22 protein-coding genes and 1 tRNA gene are annotated in these 20,414 nt (G+C 65.2%); 9 read left to right on the top strand and 14 right to left on the bottom strand.

Features of this window, described 5'->3' with window-relative positions:
• The 7 genes from RIA72_RS04930 to RIA72_RS04900 form a co-directional block, all read right to left on the bottom strand.
• Entirely contained in the window at positions 1–786 is a 786-nt protein-coding gene (locus RIA72_RS04930) for a lysophospholipid acyltransferase family protein (RefSeq protein WP_350031209.1), read from the bottom strand.
• A complete protein-coding gene (locus tag RIA72_RS04925) occupies positions 758–1,183 on the bottom strand; it encodes a Fur family transcriptional regulator (protein ID WP_350031208.1) in 426 nt (141 codons plus the stop codon). Before RIA72_RS04925 ends, RIA72_RS04930 begins: the two co-directional genes overlap by 29 nt.
• 124 nt (positions 1,184–1,307) lie before the next feature.
• The gene (locus tag RIA72_RS04920; RefSeq protein ID WP_350031207.1) at positions 1,308–1,742 is read right to left on the bottom strand and encodes a Ros/MucR family transcriptional regulator; all 435 of its coding nucleotides are present in this window, start codon (positions 1,740–1,742) and stop codon (positions 1,308–1,310) included.
• Positions 1,743–1,849: 107 nt separating this feature from the next.
• On the bottom strand, positions 1,850–2,332 hold the full coding sequence (locus tag RIA72_RS04915) for a GNAT family N-acetyltransferase (protein ID WP_350031206.1): 483 nt from the start codon (positions 2,330–2,332) through the stop codon (positions 1,850–1,852).
• Complete coding sequence (gene tsaB / locus RIA72_RS04910) at positions 2,329–2,955, bottom strand: tRNA (adenosine(37)-N6)-threonylcarbamoyltransferase complex dimerization subunit type 1 TsaB (protein WP_350031205.1); 627 nt, start codon at positions 2,953–2,955, stop codon at positions 2,329–2,331. Before tsaB ends, RIA72_RS04915 begins: the two co-directional genes overlap by 4 nt.
• Positions 2,948–3,541 carry a malonic semialdehyde reductase gene (locus tag RIA72_RS04905; RefSeq protein WP_350031204.1) on the bottom strand — a complete coding sequence of 198 codons (594 nt, stop codon included), beginning with the start codon at positions 3,539–3,541 and terminating at the stop codon, positions 2,948–2,950. Before RIA72_RS04905 ends, tsaB begins: the two co-directional genes overlap by 8 nt.
• Positions 3,542–3,566: 25 nt before the next feature.
• Positions 3,567–4,139, bottom strand: coding sequence for a NifU family protein (locus RIA72_RS04900; protein WP_350031683.1), 573 nt, complete (start codon positions 4,137–4,139; stop codon positions 3,567–3,569).
• A 53-nt stretch (positions 4,140–4,192) separates the two neighbouring features.
• Here RIA72_RS04900 and RIA72_RS04895 point away from each other — a divergent pair, with 53 nt between their 5' ends.
• From RIA72_RS04895 to RIA72_RS04885, 3 genes are all read left to right on the top strand, one after another.
• On the top strand, positions 4,193–5,074 hold the full coding sequence (locus tag RIA72_RS04895; RefSeq protein ID WP_502957934.1) for a hypothetical protein: 882 nt from the start codon (positions 4,193–4,195) through the stop codon (positions 5,072–5,074).
• Between the two features lie 17 nt (positions 5,075–5,091).
• Positions 5,092–5,167: transfer RNA gene (locus RIA72_RS04890), tRNA-Thr, on the top strand.
• Positions 5,168–5,292: 125 nt separating this feature from the next.
• Positions 5,293–6,375 carry a helix-turn-helix transcriptional regulator gene (locus RIA72_RS04885; RefSeq protein ID WP_350031203.1) on the top strand — a complete coding sequence of 361 codons (1,083 nt, stop codon included), beginning with the start codon at positions 5,293–5,295 and terminating at the stop codon, positions 6,373–6,375.
• Between the two features lie 267 nt (positions 6,376–6,642).
• Here RIA72_RS04885 and RIA72_RS04880 read toward each other — a convergent pair whose 3' ends face one another.
• The 5 genes from RIA72_RS04880 to RIA72_RS04860 all read right to left on the bottom strand — a co-directional run bounded on the left by RIA72_RS04880 (position 6,643) and on the right by RIA72_RS04860 (position 10,912).
• A complete protein-coding gene (locus RIA72_RS04880; RefSeq protein WP_350031202.1) occupies positions 6,643–7,794 on the bottom strand; it encodes a copper resistance protein B in 1,152 nt (383 codons plus the stop codon).
• Positions 7,791–9,569 carry a copper resistance system multicopper oxidase gene (locus RIA72_RS04875; RefSeq protein ID WP_350031201.1) on the bottom strand — a complete coding sequence of 593 codons (1,779 nt, stop codon included), beginning with the start codon at positions 9,567–9,569 and terminating at the stop codon, positions 7,791–7,793. Before RIA72_RS04875 ends, RIA72_RS04880 begins: the two co-directional genes overlap by 4 nt.
• A 67-nt stretch (positions 9,570–9,636) precedes the next feature.
• Positions 9,637–10,209: an RNA polymerase sigma factor gene (locus RIA72_RS04870; protein ID WP_350031200.1), complete on the bottom strand. Its 573-nt coding sequence runs from the start codon at positions 10,207–10,209 to the stop codon at positions 9,637–9,639.
• On the bottom strand, positions 10,206–10,643 hold the full coding sequence (locus RIA72_RS04865; RefSeq protein ID WP_350031199.1) for a Spy/CpxP family protein refolding chaperone: 438 nt from the start codon (positions 10,641–10,643) through the stop codon (positions 10,206–10,208). The genes RIA72_RS04870 and RIA72_RS04865 overlap by 4 nt, the downstream gene beginning before the upstream one ends.
• Positions 10,644–10,645: 2 nt before the next feature.
• Positions 10,646–10,912 (bottom strand): hypothetical protein, encoded by a 267-nt coding sequence (locus tag RIA72_RS04860; protein ID WP_350031198.1) that lies wholly within the window; start codon positions 10,910–10,912, stop codon positions 10,646–10,648.
• A 390-nt stretch (positions 10,913–11,302) separates the two neighbouring features.
• On the opposite strand from RIA72_RS04860, the gene RIA72_RS04855 reads away from it, so the two are divergent.
• From RIA72_RS04855 to RIA72_RS04835, 5 genes are all read left to right on the top strand, one after another.
• Complete coding sequence (locus tag RIA72_RS04855; RefSeq protein ID WP_350031197.1) at positions 11,303–12,394, top strand: tetratricopeptide repeat protein; 1,092 nt, start codon at positions 11,303–11,305, stop codon at positions 12,392–12,394.
• Positions 12,391–13,584 (top strand): hypothetical protein, encoded by a 1,194-nt coding sequence (locus tag RIA72_RS04850; protein WP_350031196.1) that lies wholly within the window; start codon positions 12,391–12,393, stop codon positions 13,582–13,584. Before RIA72_RS04855 ends, RIA72_RS04850 begins: the two co-directional genes overlap by 4 nt.
• Complete coding sequence (locus RIA72_RS04845) at positions 13,581–14,516, top strand: tetratricopeptide repeat protein (RefSeq protein WP_350031195.1); 936 nt, start codon at positions 13,581–13,583, stop codon at positions 14,514–14,516. Before RIA72_RS04850 ends, RIA72_RS04845 begins: the two co-directional genes overlap by 4 nt.
• Positions 14,517–14,518: 2 nt before the next feature.
• Complete coding sequence (locus RIA72_RS04840; RefSeq protein WP_350031194.1) at positions 14,519–15,892, top strand: tetratricopeptide repeat protein; 1,374 nt, start codon at positions 14,519–14,521, stop codon at positions 15,890–15,892.
• A gap of 238 nt (positions 15,893–16,130) precedes the next feature.
• Positions 16,131–17,048, top strand: coding sequence for a hypothetical protein (locus RIA72_RS04835; RefSeq protein WP_350031193.1), 918 nt, complete (start codon positions 16,131–16,133; stop codon positions 17,046–17,048).
• Positions 17,049–17,081: 33 nt separating this feature from the next.
• Here RIA72_RS04835 and RIA72_RS04830 read toward each other — a convergent pair whose 3' ends face one another.
• Positions 17,082–17,864, bottom strand: coding sequence for an SDR family NAD(P)-dependent oxidoreductase (locus RIA72_RS04830; RefSeq protein WP_350031192.1), 783 nt, complete (start codon positions 17,862–17,864; stop codon positions 17,082–17,084).
• A 123-nt stretch (positions 17,865–17,987) separates the two neighbouring features.
• Between RIA72_RS04830 and RIA72_RS04825 the strand changes: the two genes are divergently transcribed.
• A complete protein-coding gene (locus RIA72_RS04825; RefSeq protein ID WP_350031191.1) occupies positions 17,988–18,749 on the top strand; it encodes a ThuA domain-containing protein in 762 nt (253 codons plus the stop codon).
• Here RIA72_RS04825 and RIA72_RS04820 read toward each other — a convergent pair.
• Positions 18,746–20,383, bottom strand: a complete 1,638-nt coding sequence (locus RIA72_RS04820; protein WP_350031190.1) for a GMC family oxidoreductase — start codon at positions 20,381–20,383, stop codon at positions 18,746–18,748. The two genes, RIA72_RS04825 and RIA72_RS04820, sit on opposite strands and share 4 nt — an antisense overlap.
• Positions 20,384–20,414: the final 31 nt, after the last annotated feature.

The raw sequence follows: 20,414 nt of genomic DNA, 5'->3' as shown, positions 1-20,414 counted from the left end.
CTATAGGCGAAGCGGCGGCGCGGCGGAAGAGAGCGCGATTTCGGCGGCAATCGCGGCTCGCGCCGCCTCCGCGAGCAGCTTGCGATCGGCCTCGACCGCGTCGGGCAGCGGGTCGAGATAATGGATCGTCAAATGCACCGGGCGCTTGCGCGCTAGCAGCCGCTTGAAATTGTCGAGCCCCGATTCGGGGTCGAGCCATGCGATGTCGCTCGCCTCTGCCCCATAGTCGAGGAACACGGGCTGGATGCGCAGCCGCGGCGGCGTCGGGATCACCGCCTGGAACAGTGACGGCCGGAAAGGCAGCAACCCGTCGCCCGGCCCCGTCGTGCCTTCGGGGAACAGCGTCACCGGGCGCCCGCGCGCCAGCGCGCCGCGCAATTCGTTCGTCTGGTTATGAATCTCGCGCCGCGCCTCGCGCTGGACATAGATGGTGTGATTCTGATCGGCGAGCCAGCCGACGAGCGGCGCCGTCCCGACCTCCGCCTTCGACACAAAGGCCGATCGCGCCGCGCCGCCGAGTGCCAGTATGTCGAGCCAGCTGACATGGTTCGACACGAACAGCACGTCGCGCCGCAGCCGTGTGCCGGTCGTGCGGATCCGCAGCCCGGCGATCCACCCCGCGGCGTTGAGGAAGGCCATCACCATCGGCGAGGGGCGCCCGATGGCGCGATAGACAAGGTGCGGGACGAGCAGGAAAAGCAGCGTCAGCGCCATCAGCGCCAGGCGAACGACCGTCCGCCACGTGATCGTGGTGCGATCAGTCGCGCTTGCGATCGATGGCGACACCGTAAAGCTCCATGCGGTGATCGACGAGACGGAAGCCCAGCCGTTCGGCGATCACCTTCTGCAACGCTTCGAGTTCGGGATCGACAAATTCGATCACCCTGCCCGTTTCGACGTCGATCAGATGATCGTGATGCGCCTCCGGCGCGGCTTCGTAGCGCGAGCGTCCGTCGCCGAAATCGTGCCGGTCGAGGATGCCCGCCTCTTCGAACAGGCGGACCGTGCGATAGACGGTCGCGATCGAGATGCCACTGTCGATTTTCGAGGCGCGGTCATAAAGCGTCTCGACGTCGGGATGATCTTCCGATTCCGAAATGACACGCGCGATGATGCGGCGCTGTTCGGTGATGCGCAGACCCTTTTCGTGGCACAGCGCTTCAAGATCGATATTGCCGGACATGCTTGCCTTTCCTGCCGATGCAGTCGTGTCTGTCTTGCTTGCCCACTGTATAGGCACGCGCCGCCCATAGAACAAGGGCGGCGCCCCGGCGGCGCCGCCCTTTCAACCCGCCAGAAACGGCCTGTTACGACTTGGACTTGCGCCGGCGGCCGCCGCCGCGCCCCTTGGTCCCGAGGCCGATTTCCTTTGCCAAGGCGCGGCGTTTTTCGGCATAATTGGGCGCCACCATCGGATAGTCGGCGGGAAGGCCCCATTTCGCCCGATAATCGTCGGGGGTCATGCCATAATGCGTCATCAGGTGGCGGCGGAGCATCTTCAGCTTTTTGCCGTCCTCCAGGCACACGATATAATCCGGCTTGACCGATGCGCGCACCGACACCGCAGGCACGGGCTTTTCCTCGACCGCAGGGGTGTCACCCAGGCCCGAAAGCGCCGCGTGCACATTATTGATAAGTAGAGAAAGGTCGGAAATCGCGACGCTGTTGTTGCTGACATGCGCAGCAACAATGTCGGCAGTCAGCGTAACCAGCATTTCGTTGGTGTCGGCTTGATCGGACATGAGACTATTCCTTGTTTTGCTTCCCAGAAGTTGGTCGGGCACTTATTGCATCAATTCTTTTACCCACCCAACCACTGCCACTTTGACAGCAAATTCGCAATGACCGATCAGTCGGTCACGCTGTGGCGTTCCGAACGGCGCATCGTAATTGCATCGCGCATCGCGCCATCCTGGCCCCGATAATAAGCAGCGCGACGGCCGCACTCCGAAAAACCCGCGCGCGTATAAAGATGAATCGCGTCGTTGTCGGCCCGCATTTCAAGAAAATAGTCTTCGGCGCCTTGCCCTGTCGCCCACAGCTGCCAATCGGCGAGCAGCAACCTGCCGATCCCGCGTCCGCGATTCGCCGGGTCAACCGCCAGCAACAGAAGTTCGCTTTCGGGCCCCGCCATCCGCGCCGCCGAAAAGCCGCAGGCGCGGTCGCCGTCCCACGCGATCGCGACGCGCGCCGAAGGCAGCGCGAACAGCGTCAGCAGCTGCGCCGCGCTCCACGCCTCGCCATAGGCGGGATCGAACGCCGCCTCCATCACGCGCATCACGGCGCCGACGTCCCCGACGCGTGCGGTGGCGATGCGGATCGCGCCGGTCATACGGCCCGCATCGGCTTGGCATCGGGGGCGCGGCCATAGATCGGGCTCGGCCGGTCGCCGAGCGCCGCGCGCGGCAAGCGCAGAAAGGCGCGCGCGTCGGGCAGAACGGCCAGCGCCCGGCCCGGCCCGCGGCGCTCGACAAAGGCTTCGGCGCGGTTGCCGATCACCAGAATATCGTCGAGCATGATCGCCGCATCGGGAAGGAGCGAGCGAACCTCGGCGCGCGGCGACAAGTCGGCGGCAAAGGGCTGGACGAACCATTGCCCGTGCCCCCCCTCCATCACGACGAGCGCCCCGCCCGCTTCGGCAACCGCATCGGCGGCGGTGGCGGCGACGAGCGCGAGCGTCGAAAAGCCCTGCACCGGCACCTGCCAGCCGAGCGCGAGCGCGCGCGCCGCGGCGACGCCGATCCGCACACCGGCAAAGCTGCCGGGGCCGCACCCGACTGCGATCGCGTCGGCACGACCGCCGCCCGCCAGCTCTGCGACCAAAGGCACCAGCCGTTCGGCATGGCCGCGCCCGATCACGTCATGCCGATAATCGACGACGCGCCCGTCCGCGACCAGCGCAACCGAGCAGGCCTCGCTGGCGGAATCGATGACGAGCGTTTGCCCGTCAGGCAAGGCGGTTGAAGCGATCGAAGCCCGGACGCGGGCTGCGGTCGAAGATTGTGGCGGGGTCGCCATAGCCGAGCGTCGAGATGAAATTGCTCTTCACCTTGGGCTGGTCGGCAAAAAAGGCCTCGTCGACCGCCGCATTGTCGAACCCCGACATCGGCCCGGTATCGAGGCCGAGCGCGCGCGCGGCCATGATGAAATAGGCACCTTGCAGGCTCGAATTACGAAAGGCGGTCGTCTCGGCAAGCGCGTCATTGCCTGCAAACCAGCTTCGTGCATCGGTGTGCGGGAACAGTTCTGGAAGATATTCGAAAAATTCAAGGTCCATGCCGATGATCGCCGTCACCGGCGCCGCAACGATCTTTTCCTTGTTTCCCGGAATAGCCAGCGCGGCAAGCTTTGCCTTCGCTTCGTCGGACACGCACCAGATGATGCGCGCCGGCAGGCAGTTGGCGCTGGTCGGGCCGAATTTCATCAGGTCCCAGATGGCGCGCAACTGCGCTTCGGACACCGGCTTGTCGAGATAGCCGTTATAGGTGCGCGCGGTACGAAACAGCTGGTCGAGAGCGCTGTCGGAAAGCGGCTCGCTCATAATTCGGTCTCCTGAAACGGACGGGTCAGACGGCGTGAACTGCCGTTACCTCGGGCACATAATGTTTCAAGAGCGACTCGATGCCATTTTTCAGCGTCGCGGTCGAGGACGGGCAACCTGCACAGGCACCCTGCATTTTGAGATACACATTGCCCTTGTCGAAGCCGCGATAAACGATGTCGCCGCCGTCATTGGCGACCGCAGGGCGCACGCGCGTCTCGATCAGCTCCTTGATCTGTTCGATGATGTCGGCATCGGCGGGATCGTCGGCAAAACCTTCATCCTCGGCGGGCACCGAAAAGCCCGCGCTCGCAGCGTTGAACAGCGGCACATCGGCAAGGAAATGGTCCATGACGATGCCGAGGATGTCGGGCTTCACATCGGCCCATTCAGCGCCGGGCGCGATCGTCACCGAAACGAAATCGCGGCCAAAGAACACGCCCGTGACATCGCCCAGCGAAAAGAGCGCGCTGGCGAGCGGCGAGGCTTCGGCCTCTTCGGGACTCGCGAAGTCGCGCGTTCCGGTCTCCATCACCGCCCGGCCGGGCAGGAATTTGAGCGTCGCGGGATTGGGCGTCGATTCGGTTTCAATCAGCATGGGGCGCATGTGGGATGCCATCGCCCTTTGTGCAAGCGTCATTGGCGCGTTAGATGGCGGCAATGCGCCGCTTTACCCACTTCGCCGCCCTCGACTGGTCGGGCGCCCGCGGGGCGCGCCAGCGCGGCATCGCCCTCGCCGTCGCCGGAGAAAGCGATGCGCCCGCGCTGGTCCGTCCGGGGCATATCTGGTCGCGCGCCGAGATACTGGAATGGATCGAAAGTGTCGCGGCAGCGGGCACGAATATGCTGATCGGCTTCGATTTTTCGGCGTCCTTCGCCTTTGCCGATTGCAAAGCCTATTTTCCCCAATGGGACGAAAGCCCCGCCGACATGCCCGCGCTCTGGGCCCTGGTCGAGCGGCTCGCGACTGCTGATCCGCATTATGAGGCCGGCGGCTTCCTGGCGCATCCCGAGGCGCGGCGGCATTTCCGTCACGGCCGCGGCGATGTCGGCGACCTCTTTGCGCCGGGTGCCGGGCGGCTGCGGATCGTCGAACAGCATCAGCGCGCGACGAAGCAAGCCGCGAGCGTCAGCAATTTCAACCTGGTCGGCGCGGCGCAGGTCGGCAAGGCGAGCCTTTCGGGAATGCGGCTGCTGCACCGGCTTCGCGGCCGGATTCCGCTCTGGCCGCTCGACCCGGTGCCGCGCCAGGGGCCGGTGCTGGCCGAAATCTATACCAGCCTTTCCGCGCGCGCCGCGGGGCTGCGCCCCGGTCGCAGCAAGATTCGCGACGGTGCCGCGCTCGACGCGGCGCTGTCGGTGCTCGGTTCGCCGGGCGCGGGGATCGCCGGGCCGGTCAGCGACCATGCCGCCGACGCGCTGCTCGCCGCCGCCTGGCTGAGCACGATCGCGGGCGACACCGCAAGCTGGGCCCCTGCCCCGCTTTCGGATCGTCTTGCCCGCACCGAAGGCTGGACCTTTGGCATTATTTGACGCAAAGGGCGCGACACGCCGGCTTAGCTCAGTTGGTAGAGCAACCGCCTTGTAAGCGGTAGGTCGTCAGTTCGAGTCTGACAGCCGGCACCAGATCATCGCTTGGGAATATGATCGGCAACGCCGGACCTGCTGGGTGTCGCCGCGAAAATCCGTCGCAACATCCTTGCAATTGCGGGCCATTGCGCAAATGGCCTGTCCCGAGTGGGGAGTTGCCGATGCACGAGAATCTGGTCGACCGAATTTATGAATGTTCCGTCGTGCCGGAGGCGTGGCCGGCGGTTCTCGACGATGTCGCGCAGCTGGCGGGCTCAACCGGCGGCCTGCTGTTTTCGGCACGCAAAGCGCTCAACTGGACCGCATCGGAACGCATTTCCGATATCTTCGCTGCCTATGTCGAGGATGGGTGGTTCGGCAAATGCAGCCGCCGCCTGTGCCTGATGGATCAGGAATCACCGTCCTTTTTCGTCGAACATGATTTCTGGAGCGACGCCGAAATCGACGCCGATCCCGTCTACCGCGATTTTTTTCGACCACGCGGACTGGGTTGGTCGGCCGGGACGGGCGTGCAGGTGCCGACCGGCGACAATATCGTGTTCAGCGTCGAGCGCGCCTATGCCGACGGCCCCGTCGAGGCGGACAGCGTCGCGCGGCTCAACACGCTGCGGCCGCATCTGGCGCGCAGCGCGCTCGTGAGCGCGCGGCTCCAGCACAAGCGGGCCCAGGGCGCTGCCGAGGCGCTCGCCGCGCTGCAACTGCCGGCGTTCCTGCTGCGCGCCGACGGTGAAACAATGGACGCCAGCCCGCTCGCCGAGACGGTCGCGCCGCATATTGTGAACGGTGCGCGCGGACGGCTGCGCCTGGCCGACCGGCAGGCCGACGCCCTGTTGGGCGAGGCGCTGGCGGCGCTCGCGGCGGGGTCGGACGGTGGCGTCCGGTCCTTTCCGGTGCGCGACGCGCTGGGGGCCCCGCAACAGGTTGCGCATCTGATCCCGATCCGCCGCGGGGCGCACGATGTGTTTGGCGACAGCTATGCGTTGCTGATCCTCGTTCCCGTGGCGTCCCACCGTGTTCCTTCGGCGACGCTGATGCGTTCGCTCTTCGACTTGACGCCATCCGAGGCACGGGTGGCCAGCGGCATTGCGCGCGGCGACACCCCCGAAACGATCGCGGCGACCGGCGGGGTGGCGATCAGCACGGTACGAAGCCAGATCCGAAGCGTCCTGGAAAAGACCGGCGCTTCGCGGCAGGCCGATCTTGCAGGATTGCTGGCCCGCATCGGCGCGACGGCGCCGGGCTGATCGAAAAATCACCGCCATCCTTCATCTGGAGGATGAAAGCACCGCCCGGTTCGGCTGAAGGTCGCGGGGCTGACGGCATTTCTGCGACCCACAGCTGGCAGCCGGCGGCGTCCTTGCCTATACGGCCGGGGCGCCGCCACCTTTGCTAAAGACGGTGAGCGCGTTCAACGTGCCACGTCGGCGGCCTTTAACGACACCCTGTCCACCGCATCGCGCGAAAAGGGAGCGAGATCGCCACCAGATCGGAATGCCATGGAGCGCGCGGCGTTAGAACCAGGCGCGTACTCCGACAACGAAGCTGGTGCTTTCGGCGCTTTCGCCGCCGAAACGGGCGAAGCGCGCCGTATCACCGAACTTCCGGCTCCATTCGACGCCGACATAGGGCGCAAATTCCCTGACGAGCTCGTAACGCAGGCGCAATCCAAGCTCGACGTCCGAGAGTCCCGACCCGATCGCGTTTTGGGGCACATCCTGCAACGCGAAATTGGCCTCGACCGCCGGCTGGAGCACAAGGCGCTGGGTTATGCGCTGATCATATTCGCCTTCGATTCGGGCGAGCACATCCCCCTTGTCGGACAGAAAGAGCGCGCCTTCGACCTCGAACCAATAGGGGGCGAGCCCCTCGATCGCGATGGTTGCATAGCTGCGGTCGGGAGCGGGGCCGAAATCCTGGCGAACCCCCGCCTGTGCGTTGAAATAGGGGCCGATCGCGCGGCTGTAGAGCAGTTGCACCTCGCCTTCCTCCAGCCCTTCGCCGATCGCGCTTTCGCCTTCGCTCTTGATCGTCAGCCGGTTGATGTCGCCGCCGTACCAGGCCTCTCCGTCCCAGCTCAGCCCATCATGCCCCTTGCGCGCCTGATATTCGAGGTCGACGCTGACGAAGCCAAAGGTCTGGCCGCCATTTTCCTTCATCATTTCGTGCCGCGAATGATCCATTTCGGCATTTGAAAAGATGCGGTCGGCGTACCAGTCGCCCGGCGGCGGGGGCGCGGGAGCATCGCCCGCCGGCAGGTCGGTGCCCACTGCGCCGCCAGCGGAATGCGGGGGCAGCGCGGCCTTGGGCGTGCAATGCCCCATGGCGGCATGCTCGGGCGGACAGGCGGGATCGCCCCGCGCGGGGGTGGCGGGCGGAGACAATTTGTGTCCGGCATGGGGGTCCGGTTCGGCAGGCGTGGCATGATCGCCGTGCGCGTCATGCCCGCCGTGATCGTCGTCCTTGGCCATGGTGCAATGGCCCATCGCCGCATGTTCAGCGGTGCAGCCACCGCTCATGCCCTGTGCCTTTGGCTGTGGCGCCGGTGCCTCCTTTGCGGGGGGCTGATGCGCGCCATGCCCCGCATGGGAACCCGACTGCGCCAGCGCGGGAACGGCGAGCGCGAGGGCCGAGAGGCCGGCGAGCAGCATCGACGCGCGGCTCATGCTGCCTCTCCCTTCGGACGAACGCTAACGATGCGCATCATCCCCGCGTGCATATGATAGAGAAGATGGCAGTGGAACGCCCAGTCGCCGAGCGCGTCGGCGGTGAAGTCGAAGGTCGCGATCCCGCCCGGCTGGACGATCACCGTATGCTTGCGCGGCGCGTGATCGCCCTTGCCCGTCACCAGTTCGAAGAAATGGCCGTGCAGGTGGATGGGGTGGCTCATCATCGAATCGTTGATCAGGTTCACGCGAACGCGTTCGCCCTCGATAAAGGGGATGGGTTCGTGGTGGTCGGACATCTTCACCCCGTCGAACGACCACATGAAGCGTTCCATATTGCCGGTGAGGTGGATGTCGAGCGAGCGGCTGGGCGCGCGCACGTCAGGGTTGCGGTCAAGCGCGACGAGGTGGTGATAGGTCAGCACTTCATGCCCCACATCTTCGAGCCCCTGACCCGGTTCGCCCATGCGATCGACCGGCATCGGCGAGATGGACTGGACGCTGGGGTCGCGCTTCACCTGCGGCGCGACGTCGAAATCGCGCATGCTGTGATCCATTCCGCCCGCACCATGGCCCATCGCGGCGTGATCCGCAGCGCCGTCGGCGGCCGGGGTGCAATGGCCCATGGCGGCATGTTCAGCGGTGCAGGCGCCATCGCCGCCGCCCGACATGTCCATTCCCATATCCTTCATCGTCGCCAGCGGCCGCGCGCGCAGCGCGGGCACCGGCGCAACCATCCCCAGACGCGGGGTGAGCGTCGCGCGCGCCATGCCCGACCGGTCATTGGCTTCGGCAACGAAGGTGAAGGCGCGGTCTTCGTCGGGCGTGACGACGACATCATAGGTTTCGGCAACGCCGATCTGAAATTCGTCGATCGCGACCGGCCGGATGTTGAGCCCGTCGGCCTGCACCACCGTCATGCGCAGCCCCGGGATGCGGACGTTGAAGATCGTCATCGCCGAGGCGTTGACGATGCGCAGGCGTACACGCTCGCCCGGCTGGAACAGCGCGGTCCAATTGTCGCGCGGGCCATAGCCGTTGACGAGGAAGGTGTAGGTCGAACCATTGACGTCGGCGACGTCGGTGGGGTCCATTCGCATCGCGCCCCATAGGATGCGTTCCTTAAGCGACTGGTCCTTGCCCGCGAGCAGCCCCGACAGCGTCTGGCGCTGCATGTTGAAATGCCCCGGATTGACCTTCATCTTGCGAAAAATTTCTTCGGGCGCGAGCTGGCTGTGGTCGGAGAGGACGATCACATGTTCGCGGTCGTAACCGACGGGGTCTTTGCCCTCCGGATCGATCACGATCGGCCCATAATGGCCAAGCTGTTCCTGCAACCCCGAATGGCTGTGATACCAATAGGTGCCCGACTGGACGACGGGAAATTCGTAAACGAACGTCGAACGCGGCTTGATCCCCGGAAAGCTGACGCCGGGAACGCCATCCATGTGAAAGGGCAGGATCAGCCCGTGCCAGTGGATCGAACTGTCTTCGTCCAAGTCGTTGATCACCGTGAGCCGCGCCTGCTCCCCCTCCTTCAACCGGATCAGCGGCCCCGGCACCGTGCCGTTGATGCCGATCGCCTTGCTGACCTTTCCATCGACGCGCAGCGTCTGGTGCGCAATGCGCAGCCGGATGTCGGTCCCCGATACGCTGGGGAGCGCGGGAATGCCTTGCGAAACGGGCTGCGCCCACGCAGGAAACCACGGGACGATGGTTGCGGCCGCGCCGCCGCCCAGGACCGCGCTTACGAAGCGGCGTCGATCGATATGCATTTTTTCCCCGACATGATTGACGTGCTCCATCCATACGCACGGGCGAAGACCACCCCTCATGCGGGTATCAGTCCCGCTCGCGATCGAGCAGATGCCTGAGCTTTGCTCTGGCACGATATAGCCGGGTTTCCACGGTTTTTTCGCTCACTTGCAAAATGGCCGCGGCCTCCGCCTGCGTGGCTTCTTCGAGGCCGCGCAAAACCAGAACCTCGCGCAGAGGCTGCGGCAGTTCGGCGATGACGCTGCGAACGCGTTCCAGCTCCATCCGGACGTCGGCCTGCAGATCGGGCGCGGGCATGTCGCTCGCGACATGATGCGCATCGTCGAGCGGGAGCGCCCAGGCGAAAAAAGCCCGCACCCTCCGCCGCCGCGCCCAGTCGCGGCACTTGTTGATCGCGATGCGCGCGATCCACACGCGAAACGGACGATCGCCGTCATAGCGGTCGATCGCCGCAAAGGCGGCCACGAACGTCTCCTGCGTCAAGTCGAGCGCCTCTTGGGGATCGCCGACTTGTTTGGCGATCAACCGATAGACGGGAGCCTTGTAACGGCCGAGCAATTCCCGGAAGGCATCCTCGCGCCCCGCCCGCGCTATCGCCGCCAGATCCCGGTCGCTCTTTTGCGGTGATTCAGGGCTCACCGCGCATCGGCGGTCAGCGCCTTGACCACGCTTTCGTCGAATAGCTGCGTCTGCTGCGGGTCGAGGATCGCTCGCATTTCGAACAGATGCGCAAGCGTCTCCTTCTGCATCGTCCCCATCACCTCGTGCATATGGTCGATCGCTTCGGTGACGCGCGGGCCATAGCCTTGTTCGGCCTCGATCGCCTTTGCCAGCCGGATGTTCGCCGCGCGCATTTCCCGTTCGAGCCCATGGCGCCGCGCAGCGAAAACGGCCTCGATCTTGCCGATCCGCGCTTTCTGCGCGCCGGTGAGTTCGATCCGCTCATGGAGGACGGCGTGAAGCTCGGTTTCGTTGGGATTGGGTGCCTCGGCGATCCGCTGGCCGAGAAACACGCCGGCAAAGCAGGCGCCGAACGCAACGACGGCAATCAGCAGCAGCCGGCGAAAATCCATGGTCAACGCGTCTCCAGCAACGTCGAGGGCGCCAGCGCGCTCGCCGGGCCAAAGGGATTGAGCGGGCTTGCCGCGACCGCCGGCTGGGGAAAGGCACTGCCGGCGATCACCCCGGTTCCGAGCGAGAATAGCGCCACCAGCGCCATCAGGCGCCGGTTCGCTCTCGCTTCTGCGCGGCGAACCGCAAGCGCCGCAAGGATATGATCGTCGAGCGCGTCGAGCGCCGCCGCTGTATCGATCCTGTTCAGGATGCGGAGTTCATCATCCATCGCCTGGTCTCGCCCAACCTTTCTACCCTCTTCTTACGCAGCAGCCCATATCACCCCTCGCAATCCGCGCAAAATTGATCGACCGCGCGGCGTGCGTATCGATACGACCGCACAAGGGCCGGGGAAAACTGCACCCCATCCTTCATTTGGATGATGAACCGAACGAGCGTATCGGCTGTCGTCCCGGTCGCTGGCTGACGCCCGTTACGGATTGCGTGTCGGGTTTCGCCAAGCGTCGGATCGGGAACCAGACTATCGAACGCCTTGCAACACCAAAGAAAATCAGGAGGAAGCCCGAACTTTGACGGGCCATTTGAACCAAACGTGACTGGCACAGCGACATATTGGCCAAGAATAATCTTTGGGCGCTACCATTTCAAACGCGGCTGGATGGCGGCGGCCGCACTGCTCGCATCCGGTCCAACGGCGCCCGCGGCGGCGGTCGATACCGAACCCGATCGGTTCGAGCTGCACCGGACCGCTTTGGCGCACGAGCAGCTCGGCGAAACCGCGCGCGCTATCGATGACTTTGCCACCGCGTGTGCAAAGGGCCTTGCGCCCTCGTGCACGATGGCGGGCCTGGCAAAGCTCGACCGCGCGACCGGCACCGGATCGTTGATGGACGCGGCGCAAGACCTCGCCGCGGGTTGCCTCGCGGGAAGCGATTTCGCCTGCATGAAAATGGGCCGCGCTTTGGGCGCCGTATCGGCACGATCCAAAGGAACCGAGGGTTTTGTCGCGATCGCCCTGCTGCAAATGGGCGAGGAATGTCGCGCGGCAGCGAACGGCACAGCCTGTTACGACGCCGCCGCCCTGTTGCGTGCCGAGGAGCGTGGCGGGGCGGATATGCGCGCGGTTCAGCGCTATGCGGCCGCGGCCTGCGCCCGTGAAGCCTATCCGGGTTGCCTGCCCGTTGCTGCGCCAGCCGCCGACGAAGAGATGACCCTCGAACGGGCGTCGGCGCATTGCCTGTCCGCCCGGGCGGATGGCTGCATCAACTTGCTGGAGATTCTGCTTAAGGACGCTGAAGGCTCCTCGGCATCCGGCGCGCTGACAGCGCTTCAGCACGCCTGCGACGCGCAAATCGGCATCGCCTGCGCCAATCTGGGGCTCTTTTACTCGAACGGCCCTGCTGGTGCACGCGACGAAGGCGCGGCGCGGCGCTACATGCGCGCGGGCTGCGACGGTTCCGTCGCGCAGGCGTGTTTCGCCTTCGCCGTGATGCACAAAAAGGGCGTCGGCGGCCCCGTCAATCAACCGCGCGCCCTCGCGCTCGTCGACCATGCCTGCGACCTTGGCTGGGCCAAGGCGTGCGAAACGCTGGCAACGATCGTCGAAAATGGGGAGGCGCCATTCCGCGCCGATCACAATCCCGATGTGCTGCGTCGGCGAGCCTGCCGACTGGGCAGCGACGAGGCCTGCAGCGCGGGCGTTCCAGCCCCCATTCCACCAACGTCAAAGGCGCGCCAGTTCGTTCCATGAAAATTCGCAAAATTCTCTCGCGCATTTCCGCCACGCTCGTCGCCTCGGCCGCTCTCGCGACGGCCACCGGCGCGCAGACGCAATCCAATGCCGAAAAGCTGCGCTTGATGGCGCAGTTTTACGGCGTCGCCACCTATGCGCTCGGCGCCAACGATCAGTGCGACCTGCTCGATCAGGGCGAATATCGGGGGTTGGTCGTGCTGCGCGATGCGCTCGCCCGCGACCTGTCGCGCGCCACCACGGCCGAAGTGTTTGCGTCGCTGGACCATGCGCCGACCGGCGTGAAGGATTGGAAAAGGGGATGCCTTGCCCGCCGCGCGCACGATACCGAATGGCGCCGCATCGATAATGCCCGGCTGATCGCGCACGCGCTGCAGGCGGCGCCAGCGGTGATGACCCGCGATCCCGAAAAATGCTGGACGGGCAATATGGCCGAGAAGCTGCCGCGATCCGATTGGGCGCTCGTCGCGGCCTTGGCGGCGCGGCACCACGCGAATGGCGATCGCGCCACGTTCGACGGGCTGCAAAAGATGTTCGCCGGGCTGATCGACACCGACTGCGCCCGCACGCAGGGCTCGTCCTTGTTGCAGGCGGGGTTCGACGCCCTCTGGCTGGCTGAGGACAATGCGCGCGCCGACGCCGCCGACAACGGCCCGGGTTCGTCGCTGGCGGGCAAATATCAATCCGTCGTGGTGGCAAAGGAATTGGGGCCATGGCGGCTGCGGCGCGGCGCCTTTAACGGCTCATGGCCGCGCGACGGGATCAATGCCTTTCGCCTCGTCGATCGCGGCGACACCGACACCGCCTTCCTCTATCTGACAAGCATCGGTTTGTTCGGCGGGCCCCGCGGCGAGTTGTTCTTCCGCCCCAAGGGTGGGTGGACGGCCCGGCTCGGCGGGAATGCCGCCGCCGTCGCGCTGAGCCTCAGCGACGGGACGACCATGCCTCTAACGAAATTGTCGGGAAGCGGGTCGGAGGGTCTGGGCTCCGCGCGCTTTGAATTGCCAAAATCCTCGATCGCCGCGCTGGCGGGCAAAGCCGATGCGACTGTAATCCATATCAAGTGGCAGGACGGCGACGGCAAATGGACGTCCTTCTACGGCCTCGGTAAAGATCCCCAGCCCCAGAAATTCACCCTCGCCCAGCTCCGCGAAGCCATCGCCTGGGCCGTTGTGCCGCGCCCCGAATGATCGCCCTGCTCCGCCTTCCGTTCGCCGTAGCGCTTACTGGCCTGATCGCGCTGCTCCCTGCGTCGGCTGCACAATCACCGAGCAGCCAGACGCCCGATCTGGTCGTAGCGTGCGAGGTCGATCGCGACGCGCAATCCTGCCTCAAACAGGCAATCCGCCTGTATGAAGGCAAGAAACTGCCCAAGGACGACGTGACCGCGCGCCGCTTCGCCGCCAAGGCATGCGCCGAGGGGGCGGCCGAGGGGTGCAATTTCCTCGCGGCGATGCTCGAAAAGGGGATCGGCGGCACCGCCGACCGCCCGTCCGCGGTGCGCAATTATCGGCGGGCGTGCCGCGCGGGCTATGCGAACGCCTGTTACAACCTCGGCCAGCTCTTCTATTACGAGCCAGCGAACGACGAAGAGGTCGTCGAGGCGCGCGCGCTATTCGCCGAGGGGTGCGACGCACAGATTGCCGATTCCTGCAACAATCATGCGGTGATGCTGAAGTTCGGCGAAGGCGGTCCGCGCGACCTGCCCGGCGCCCGCAGCCTGTTCGATGCCGCTTGCACGGCGGGCAGCAACGACGGCTGCACCAACCATGGCTATATGTTGATGATGGGCGAAGCGGGGCCAAGGGACATCGCGCGCGCCGCCACATTGCTCGACGCAGCCTGCATCGCCGGCAACGCAAACGCCTGCGACAATAGGGGCGTCATGCTGATGAACGGAATGAACGGCCCGGCGGATTTCGCGCAGGCGAGGACGCTGCTCCGCAAAGCCTGCGCGCTCGACAGTCACAGCGGCTGTTTCAATCTTGGCGAGCTACTGACCAAGGGGCCGAACCATATCCGCGATCCCGAAGCGGCCGCGACCGCGCATCGCAAGGCCTGCCAGCTCGGTCACAAACAGGCCTGCACCCTCACCAACACCCCAGCGCAATCCGGAGCATGAGCATGTCCTTTCCTTCCACCTCCCGGCCCCTCGGCCTGCTTTTGGCGTTGACGGCGCTCGCCGTACCGGCCCATGCCCAAAGCGGCCTCGACGATCTGGCGGGCGGCCTTGCCGCAGAATCCAAGGAAGCACTCGCCGCCTCCGAGGCGCGGGTCAAAGCCTGGTTCGCCAATCCGGAGGTTCAGGCACTCAAATCGCGCGCCGACGGTGGCAGTGCCTCGGCCCAGGTTGCGTTCGGCGACAAGATGCGCACCGATCTGCTCGGCGAATCCTGGTCGCGCGAAAAGATTCAGCAGCAGATGCTGAAATATTATTCTCTCGCGATGGAACAGAATGAGGGCCTTGCCTTCGCGCGCGTGGGGGAGATCGCGGAATCCCCTGACGATAGCTGGAAGATGTTCCGCGCGCGCGATCGCGGCGAGGCCCTGTCCTATTATGAAAAGGGCGCGGCGCTCGGCAACCGCGACGCGGTCGCCGGCTATCTGAGGATCGCGCTCGATCCCAATTATTGCAGCTTCTGTGAAGATCAGGGCGAGCTGAAATATGATTTCGAGAAGCTCAAGGCCACCACCCTATTCGACAAGGGGCCAGGCGAACATTCGATCGCCTATCGCACCGAAAAGACCGAAGCGCTGACCAAGGCCATCAAATATGCCACCCCCGTCCGTCTGCGCCCGGGAGACGCGGCGGCGCACCTGCTCGCCGCGAAATATCTGACCGGCGTGCAATATCCCTGGAGGGCCGGGGTCGGGATCAGCAAGTCGCAATCGCCCCGCTGGCAGTCGCTGGCCGGCGATTATCTGCTCCAGCGCGATACGGCAAAGGCCATCGAAATCCTGACCGAATTGTCGATGCGAGGCGACAATCTGGCCAGCCGCAAGCTGGCTTCGCTCTATTTCACCGGCCGGAATGACGGCGGCGGCGCGGTGCTGCGCGATTATGACAAATATATCTTCTATATGAAGCGCGCGGTGGACAATGGCAGCGTGCTGGCGGCCAATGACCTTGGCTTTGAGCTGCTGTCCGGGCGCAAGCTGCCCGCCAATCACCCGCTCGGCTTCGAATATATCGCCAAGGCCGCACTCAAGGGTTACGGCCCCGCCGAACTGTCGGCGGGCTATGCGCTGCGCGACGGGCGCGGGGTGACACAGAACGATGCGCAGGCGCTCGAAATGTTCAAGCGCGCCGCCGATCATGGCGAGCTCGACGGAGCGGTGCAGGCCGCCGCGATGTACCGCGCCGGCCGCGGGACGACCAGCGGACGGGTCGAAGTTCCCAACGCCTATGCCTATGAAAAGAAAGCCGAAGCGATGCGAAAGCTGACCCCCGCGATGGCCGAACTGGTCCGCCGCGGGCATCAGGACAAGTTTGAATGATCCGATGCCAGCCCCGCAGGGCTCTGCCCGCTGATGATGGCGCTACTAAACGATGGATGATGCAATGCGAATGACCGGCCTATTTTCCTTTCTGGCTTTTCTGATTTTCGCGCCTCAACCAGGCCAGGCTCAGAACATCGGTCAGGCTCAGGCGCTACATGATCGCGGCGATTATGTGGGATCGCTGCGGATCGCCGAGCCTTTATGCCGCGGCGGCGATAAGGACAGCTGTTTGCTGGTGACGAAATTGCTGGTGGAGAAAGGCAAACCGACATTCAACATGGCGCGATTTGTCGAAATTTCGACCGCTGCATGTCAGATGCCGACTGGCGCCCCCATGTGCGGCGACGCCGCGCTCGTCGCAAGCGGACTGGCGGAGGGCCTGCCGCCTTACACCGACTGGGCCGCGGTGGCGGTGCCCGGCAAACGCGGCTGCGCCTTGGGCGACGCACGGTCGTGTCATGCCATGTCGCAATTGCTGACGAGCAAGGCCTCGCCCGCCCGCGACCTCGCAGCGTCGATCCCCTTCGGCCGCAAGGCCTGCGAGGGCGATATGCTGGCCGGATGCTTCAACCTGATGATCGCCGTGCAGGAACTGCCCGACCCGGCGCTTGGGGAATATGCTGCCGAATATCTGCTGGCTTTCGACCGGGCTTGCCGCCTCGGAACCACCAAGGCGTGCAGCGAGGTTCCCCGCGCGCGAAAGATGAACGAGCGCGCCGCACGTCATGGCGCGGCGAATGCGGTTCACATGTTGTATGTCGACAATGGGATCGACCAGAAAAATTGGGGCGGATCGGTCATCCACGCCATTGAAGAAGCGCGAACCCCTGTCGTGCTCGACTATGCCGTCAGCCGGGTGGCCGCCGCGGGCCAGATGGCCTATGTGCGCCAGCAGGACCTTCCGGTGATCGTGCGGATGCTGGGCAACTCCTCGGCCGCGCAGGCCGCGCGCAACGAAATGAGCCGACGGGCGGCGCTTGCCCGAAACGCCGCCCCGGCGCGCCCGCAGACCGACAGCACCACCTACTCCAATCCGGGCCAGACGAGCGCGCGATCGGGCTACAGCAGCTGCACCGCCAGCAACGGCAATCGCGGAAAACGATACTGGTATTATGGCTTTGATAACAAGGTGAATTACGGACCTTGCATTTGAAATCCGTTCGATCGGTCGGCAAGCGCGAAGGGTTCAGACACCCATCATGCCGGCGGTCGTCGCCCCATCGATGACATAGTCGGCGCCCGAGATGAACGCCGCCTCGTCGGACGCGAGGAATGCGACGAGGGCGCTGACTTCGTCGAGCTGCGCCATCCGTTTCATCGGCGCCATCCCCTCGAACGCCGCGCGGGCCGCAGCGGGGTCGGGAGCGCGGTCGATAACGCCGCGGATCATGTCGGTTTCAACGACGCCCGGCAGGATCGCGTTGACGCGGATGCGATAACCCTTGCCCGCAGAGTGGATCGCCGCCGATTTGACGAGCGCGACGACCGCCGCCTTCGTCACCGAATAGGCGGCGTAATTGCCCATCGCACGGTGCGCGTTCATCGACGAATTGACGATGATCGAGCCGGTCGGCCCGTCGGGGTTCTTGGCCATCGCCCGGATCGCATGTTGCACGGTCAGCATCACACCGGTCTGGTTCACGGCGACGATATGGTTCCACGCATCGATCGCGATGTCTTCGACGCTCGCATCGCCCGCCTCGGTCCCCGCATTGGCGAAAGCGATGTCGATCCGACCATATTCGGCCTCGATCTCCGCCATCAGCGCCTCCCAGGCGGCGCCGTCCTCGACGCGGTGGGTCCGAAACACGGCGCCGGTATCGGCCTCGACCTTTGCGGCCGCTTCGGCGTTCGAGCCGGTAAAGACCACCTTCGCGCCCTCCTGCGCGAGCCGCGCAACCGTCGCCGCGCCGATCCCGCTCGTCCCCCCGGTAACCAAAGCGACCTTCCCGCGCAGTCGGTGCTGCATCGCGCTTCTCCCTTCACGCCCCCTCTTGCCAGCTTCGCGCATTGCGCGAACCTATCAATTGAGCAAGGTGACGCACGCTGATCTTGATCGCATGATGGGATACCAAGGGAGGAGAGCGACACGATGAGCGACAGCGAACATCCACCCCGCATCAACTGCGTGCTGATCTGCGGCGGCGTCTGGCACGACATGGATTTCGCACGGCTGGAGCTATTGAAACTGCTCGCCGAGGATCCGCGCGTCCGGACGCGGGTGTTCGAAAACTACGACAATATCGAAGCGATCGCCGCTGCCGACATATTGATCACCTACACCTGCGACGTCACGCCGTCGCTGCCTGCGCAAGAAGCGCTAAAGGATTGGCTTACAAAGGGCGGACGCTGGTATGCCCTGCACGGCACCAACTCGATCCTGCGCCTGCTCGAAAACGGGGTGTGGGATGCGCCGCGCTGGGCGCCGCTGATGATGGACCTTCTGGGATCGCAGTTCATCAGCCATCCGGCGATCGAACCCTATACGGTGCGCGTCGTCGATCCCGACCATGAACTGACGCGCGGGATTGAAGCTTTCGAGACGACTGACGAGCTCTATCATCTCGAAACGCATGGCGACCTGCATGTGCTGCTCGACACCGAATGCACCGGCCCCGGCACCGGCTTTGTCGAGGCCGACGGCGCGCCCGGGACCCATCCGGTCTTTTACATCAAGCAGCATGGGGCGGGCGCGGTGCTCTATCTGACGCTCGGCCATTGCCGCGGCCATTACGATTTGCAGCCGATGATGGACTGGTGGCCGACCGTCGACCGGTGCGCGTGGGATTTGCCGGTCTTTTACGACTTGCTGCGCCGTGGAATCGGCTGGCTGAAAGAACGCGAAAGCGCTTAAGCGACTCCGCGCAGCCGCCGCCGGTCCTCGCGGATCAGCCCCGCCGCGCGCAGCGCAACCGCCATCGCGGGAGCGTTGGTGTTGCCCGTGACGGGGGACGGGATGACCGAACAATCGACCACGCGCAGCCCGCCGACGCCGTTGACGCGCAGCCGTGCATCGGTGACTGCGCGAGTGTCGCTGCCCATCCGGCACGTCCCGACCCCGTGCAGGCCTGAGGTCGCAAGGCGGCGAAAGGCTGCGAGAATTTCGGCGTCGCTCTGCACCGCTGCGCCGGGGAGCAGTTCGCGCTCGATCAATCCCGCAAGCGCGGGCTGCGCCACATAGCGGCGCATGGCGCGGACCGCGGCAATCGCGGTGCCTTCGTCAGCCTCGGTTGACAGCCAGTTGGGTCTGATGTCGGGCGCGGCGTCGCTGGCAGGGCCGGTGATATGGATGCTGCCCTCGCTTGTCAGGCGGAGTAGCTGGCCATAGATGGTCATCCCCGGCTGGCGGTCGATGCTGCTGAGCGGTACCGGGTGTTTGTCGTCGCCGAGCGCAAAGGTGTAGCCGCCCAGATACAGCTGGAGGTCGGGTCGCAAATCGCCGCTCGTCAGGTTCAGGAACGCCCCGACCTCGAACGGCCCCGTCGCCATGATGCCGCCGCGCGTCAGCATATATTGCGCCATCGCGCGCATCAGTCCGATACCAAAAAAGCTGCGGTTGGTGCCGACATCGCGGCTCAGGCGGTGCGGCATGCTGAACCCCAGATGTTCGCGCATCCGCCGGCCGACGTCGGGTGCATCGACGATTGGCTCGACCCCCACCCCGCGCAGCACCTCGGCGGCCCCGATACCCGATCGCTGGAGCAATAGCGGACTTTCCAGCGTACCGCCCGACACGATCACCTCGCCCGAACAGTCGAAGCGTTGCCGCCGGCCCGCGACCGTGGCCTCGACCCCGGTGACGCGGCCTCCGTCGACGATCAGCCGTTCGGCGAGCGCGTGGGTAACAACGCGCAGGTTCGGACGTTTCGCGGCGCGCGCGAGGAAGGTCGTCGCCGCGCTCTGCCGCCGGCCGCCACGGATATTATGCGCATAGAAACCGACGCGGTCCGACGTCGCGGCGTTGAGGTCGTCGACGGGTTTCAGCCCCATCTCCACCCCCGCCTGAACCATCGTTTCGGCGAGTGGATAGCTGTGAATCTTGGGCGCGATGCCGACCGGGCCGCCCGTGCCGCGCGAGGGGCTCGCGCCGAGCCCATGATCCTCGAGTTGGCGAAAGGCATCGGTCATCGACTTGCCGTTCCAGCCGGTGCATCCCAGCCTTTCCCATTCGTCGTAATCGGCGGGCTCGCCGCGGCTCCAGATCATGCCGTTGACCGCCGACGATCCGCCCAGCCCTTTGCCGCGGATCCACGTTTCGCCGGCCGCCGCGCCCGCGCCGCGCGGCTGCGACACGCCATAGGCCCAGATATGGTCGGGATTGGTAACGAGCTTCGCGACGCCCTTCGGGATGGCGACCCAACGGCTGTCGTTCGCCCCGCCGGCTTCGAGCAGCAGCACGCGGAATCCGGGGTCCGCGCTCAATTGTTCGGCCAGCACGCAACCTGCCGACCCTGCGCCGACGATAATATAGTCCCAATTCGCGCTCACGCCGCCTCTCCTGCTCCGATGCAATCTGGAA

It is taken from the genome of Sphingopyxis sp. (genome assembly GCF_040216815.1).
Taxonomy (GTDB): domain Bacteria; phylum Pseudomonadota; class Alphaproteobacteria; order Sphingomonadales; family Sphingomonadaceae; genus Sphingopyxis.
Note: the sequence above shows the minus strand (reverse complement) of the source record. Positions and strands in the feature narration are given on the sequence as shown.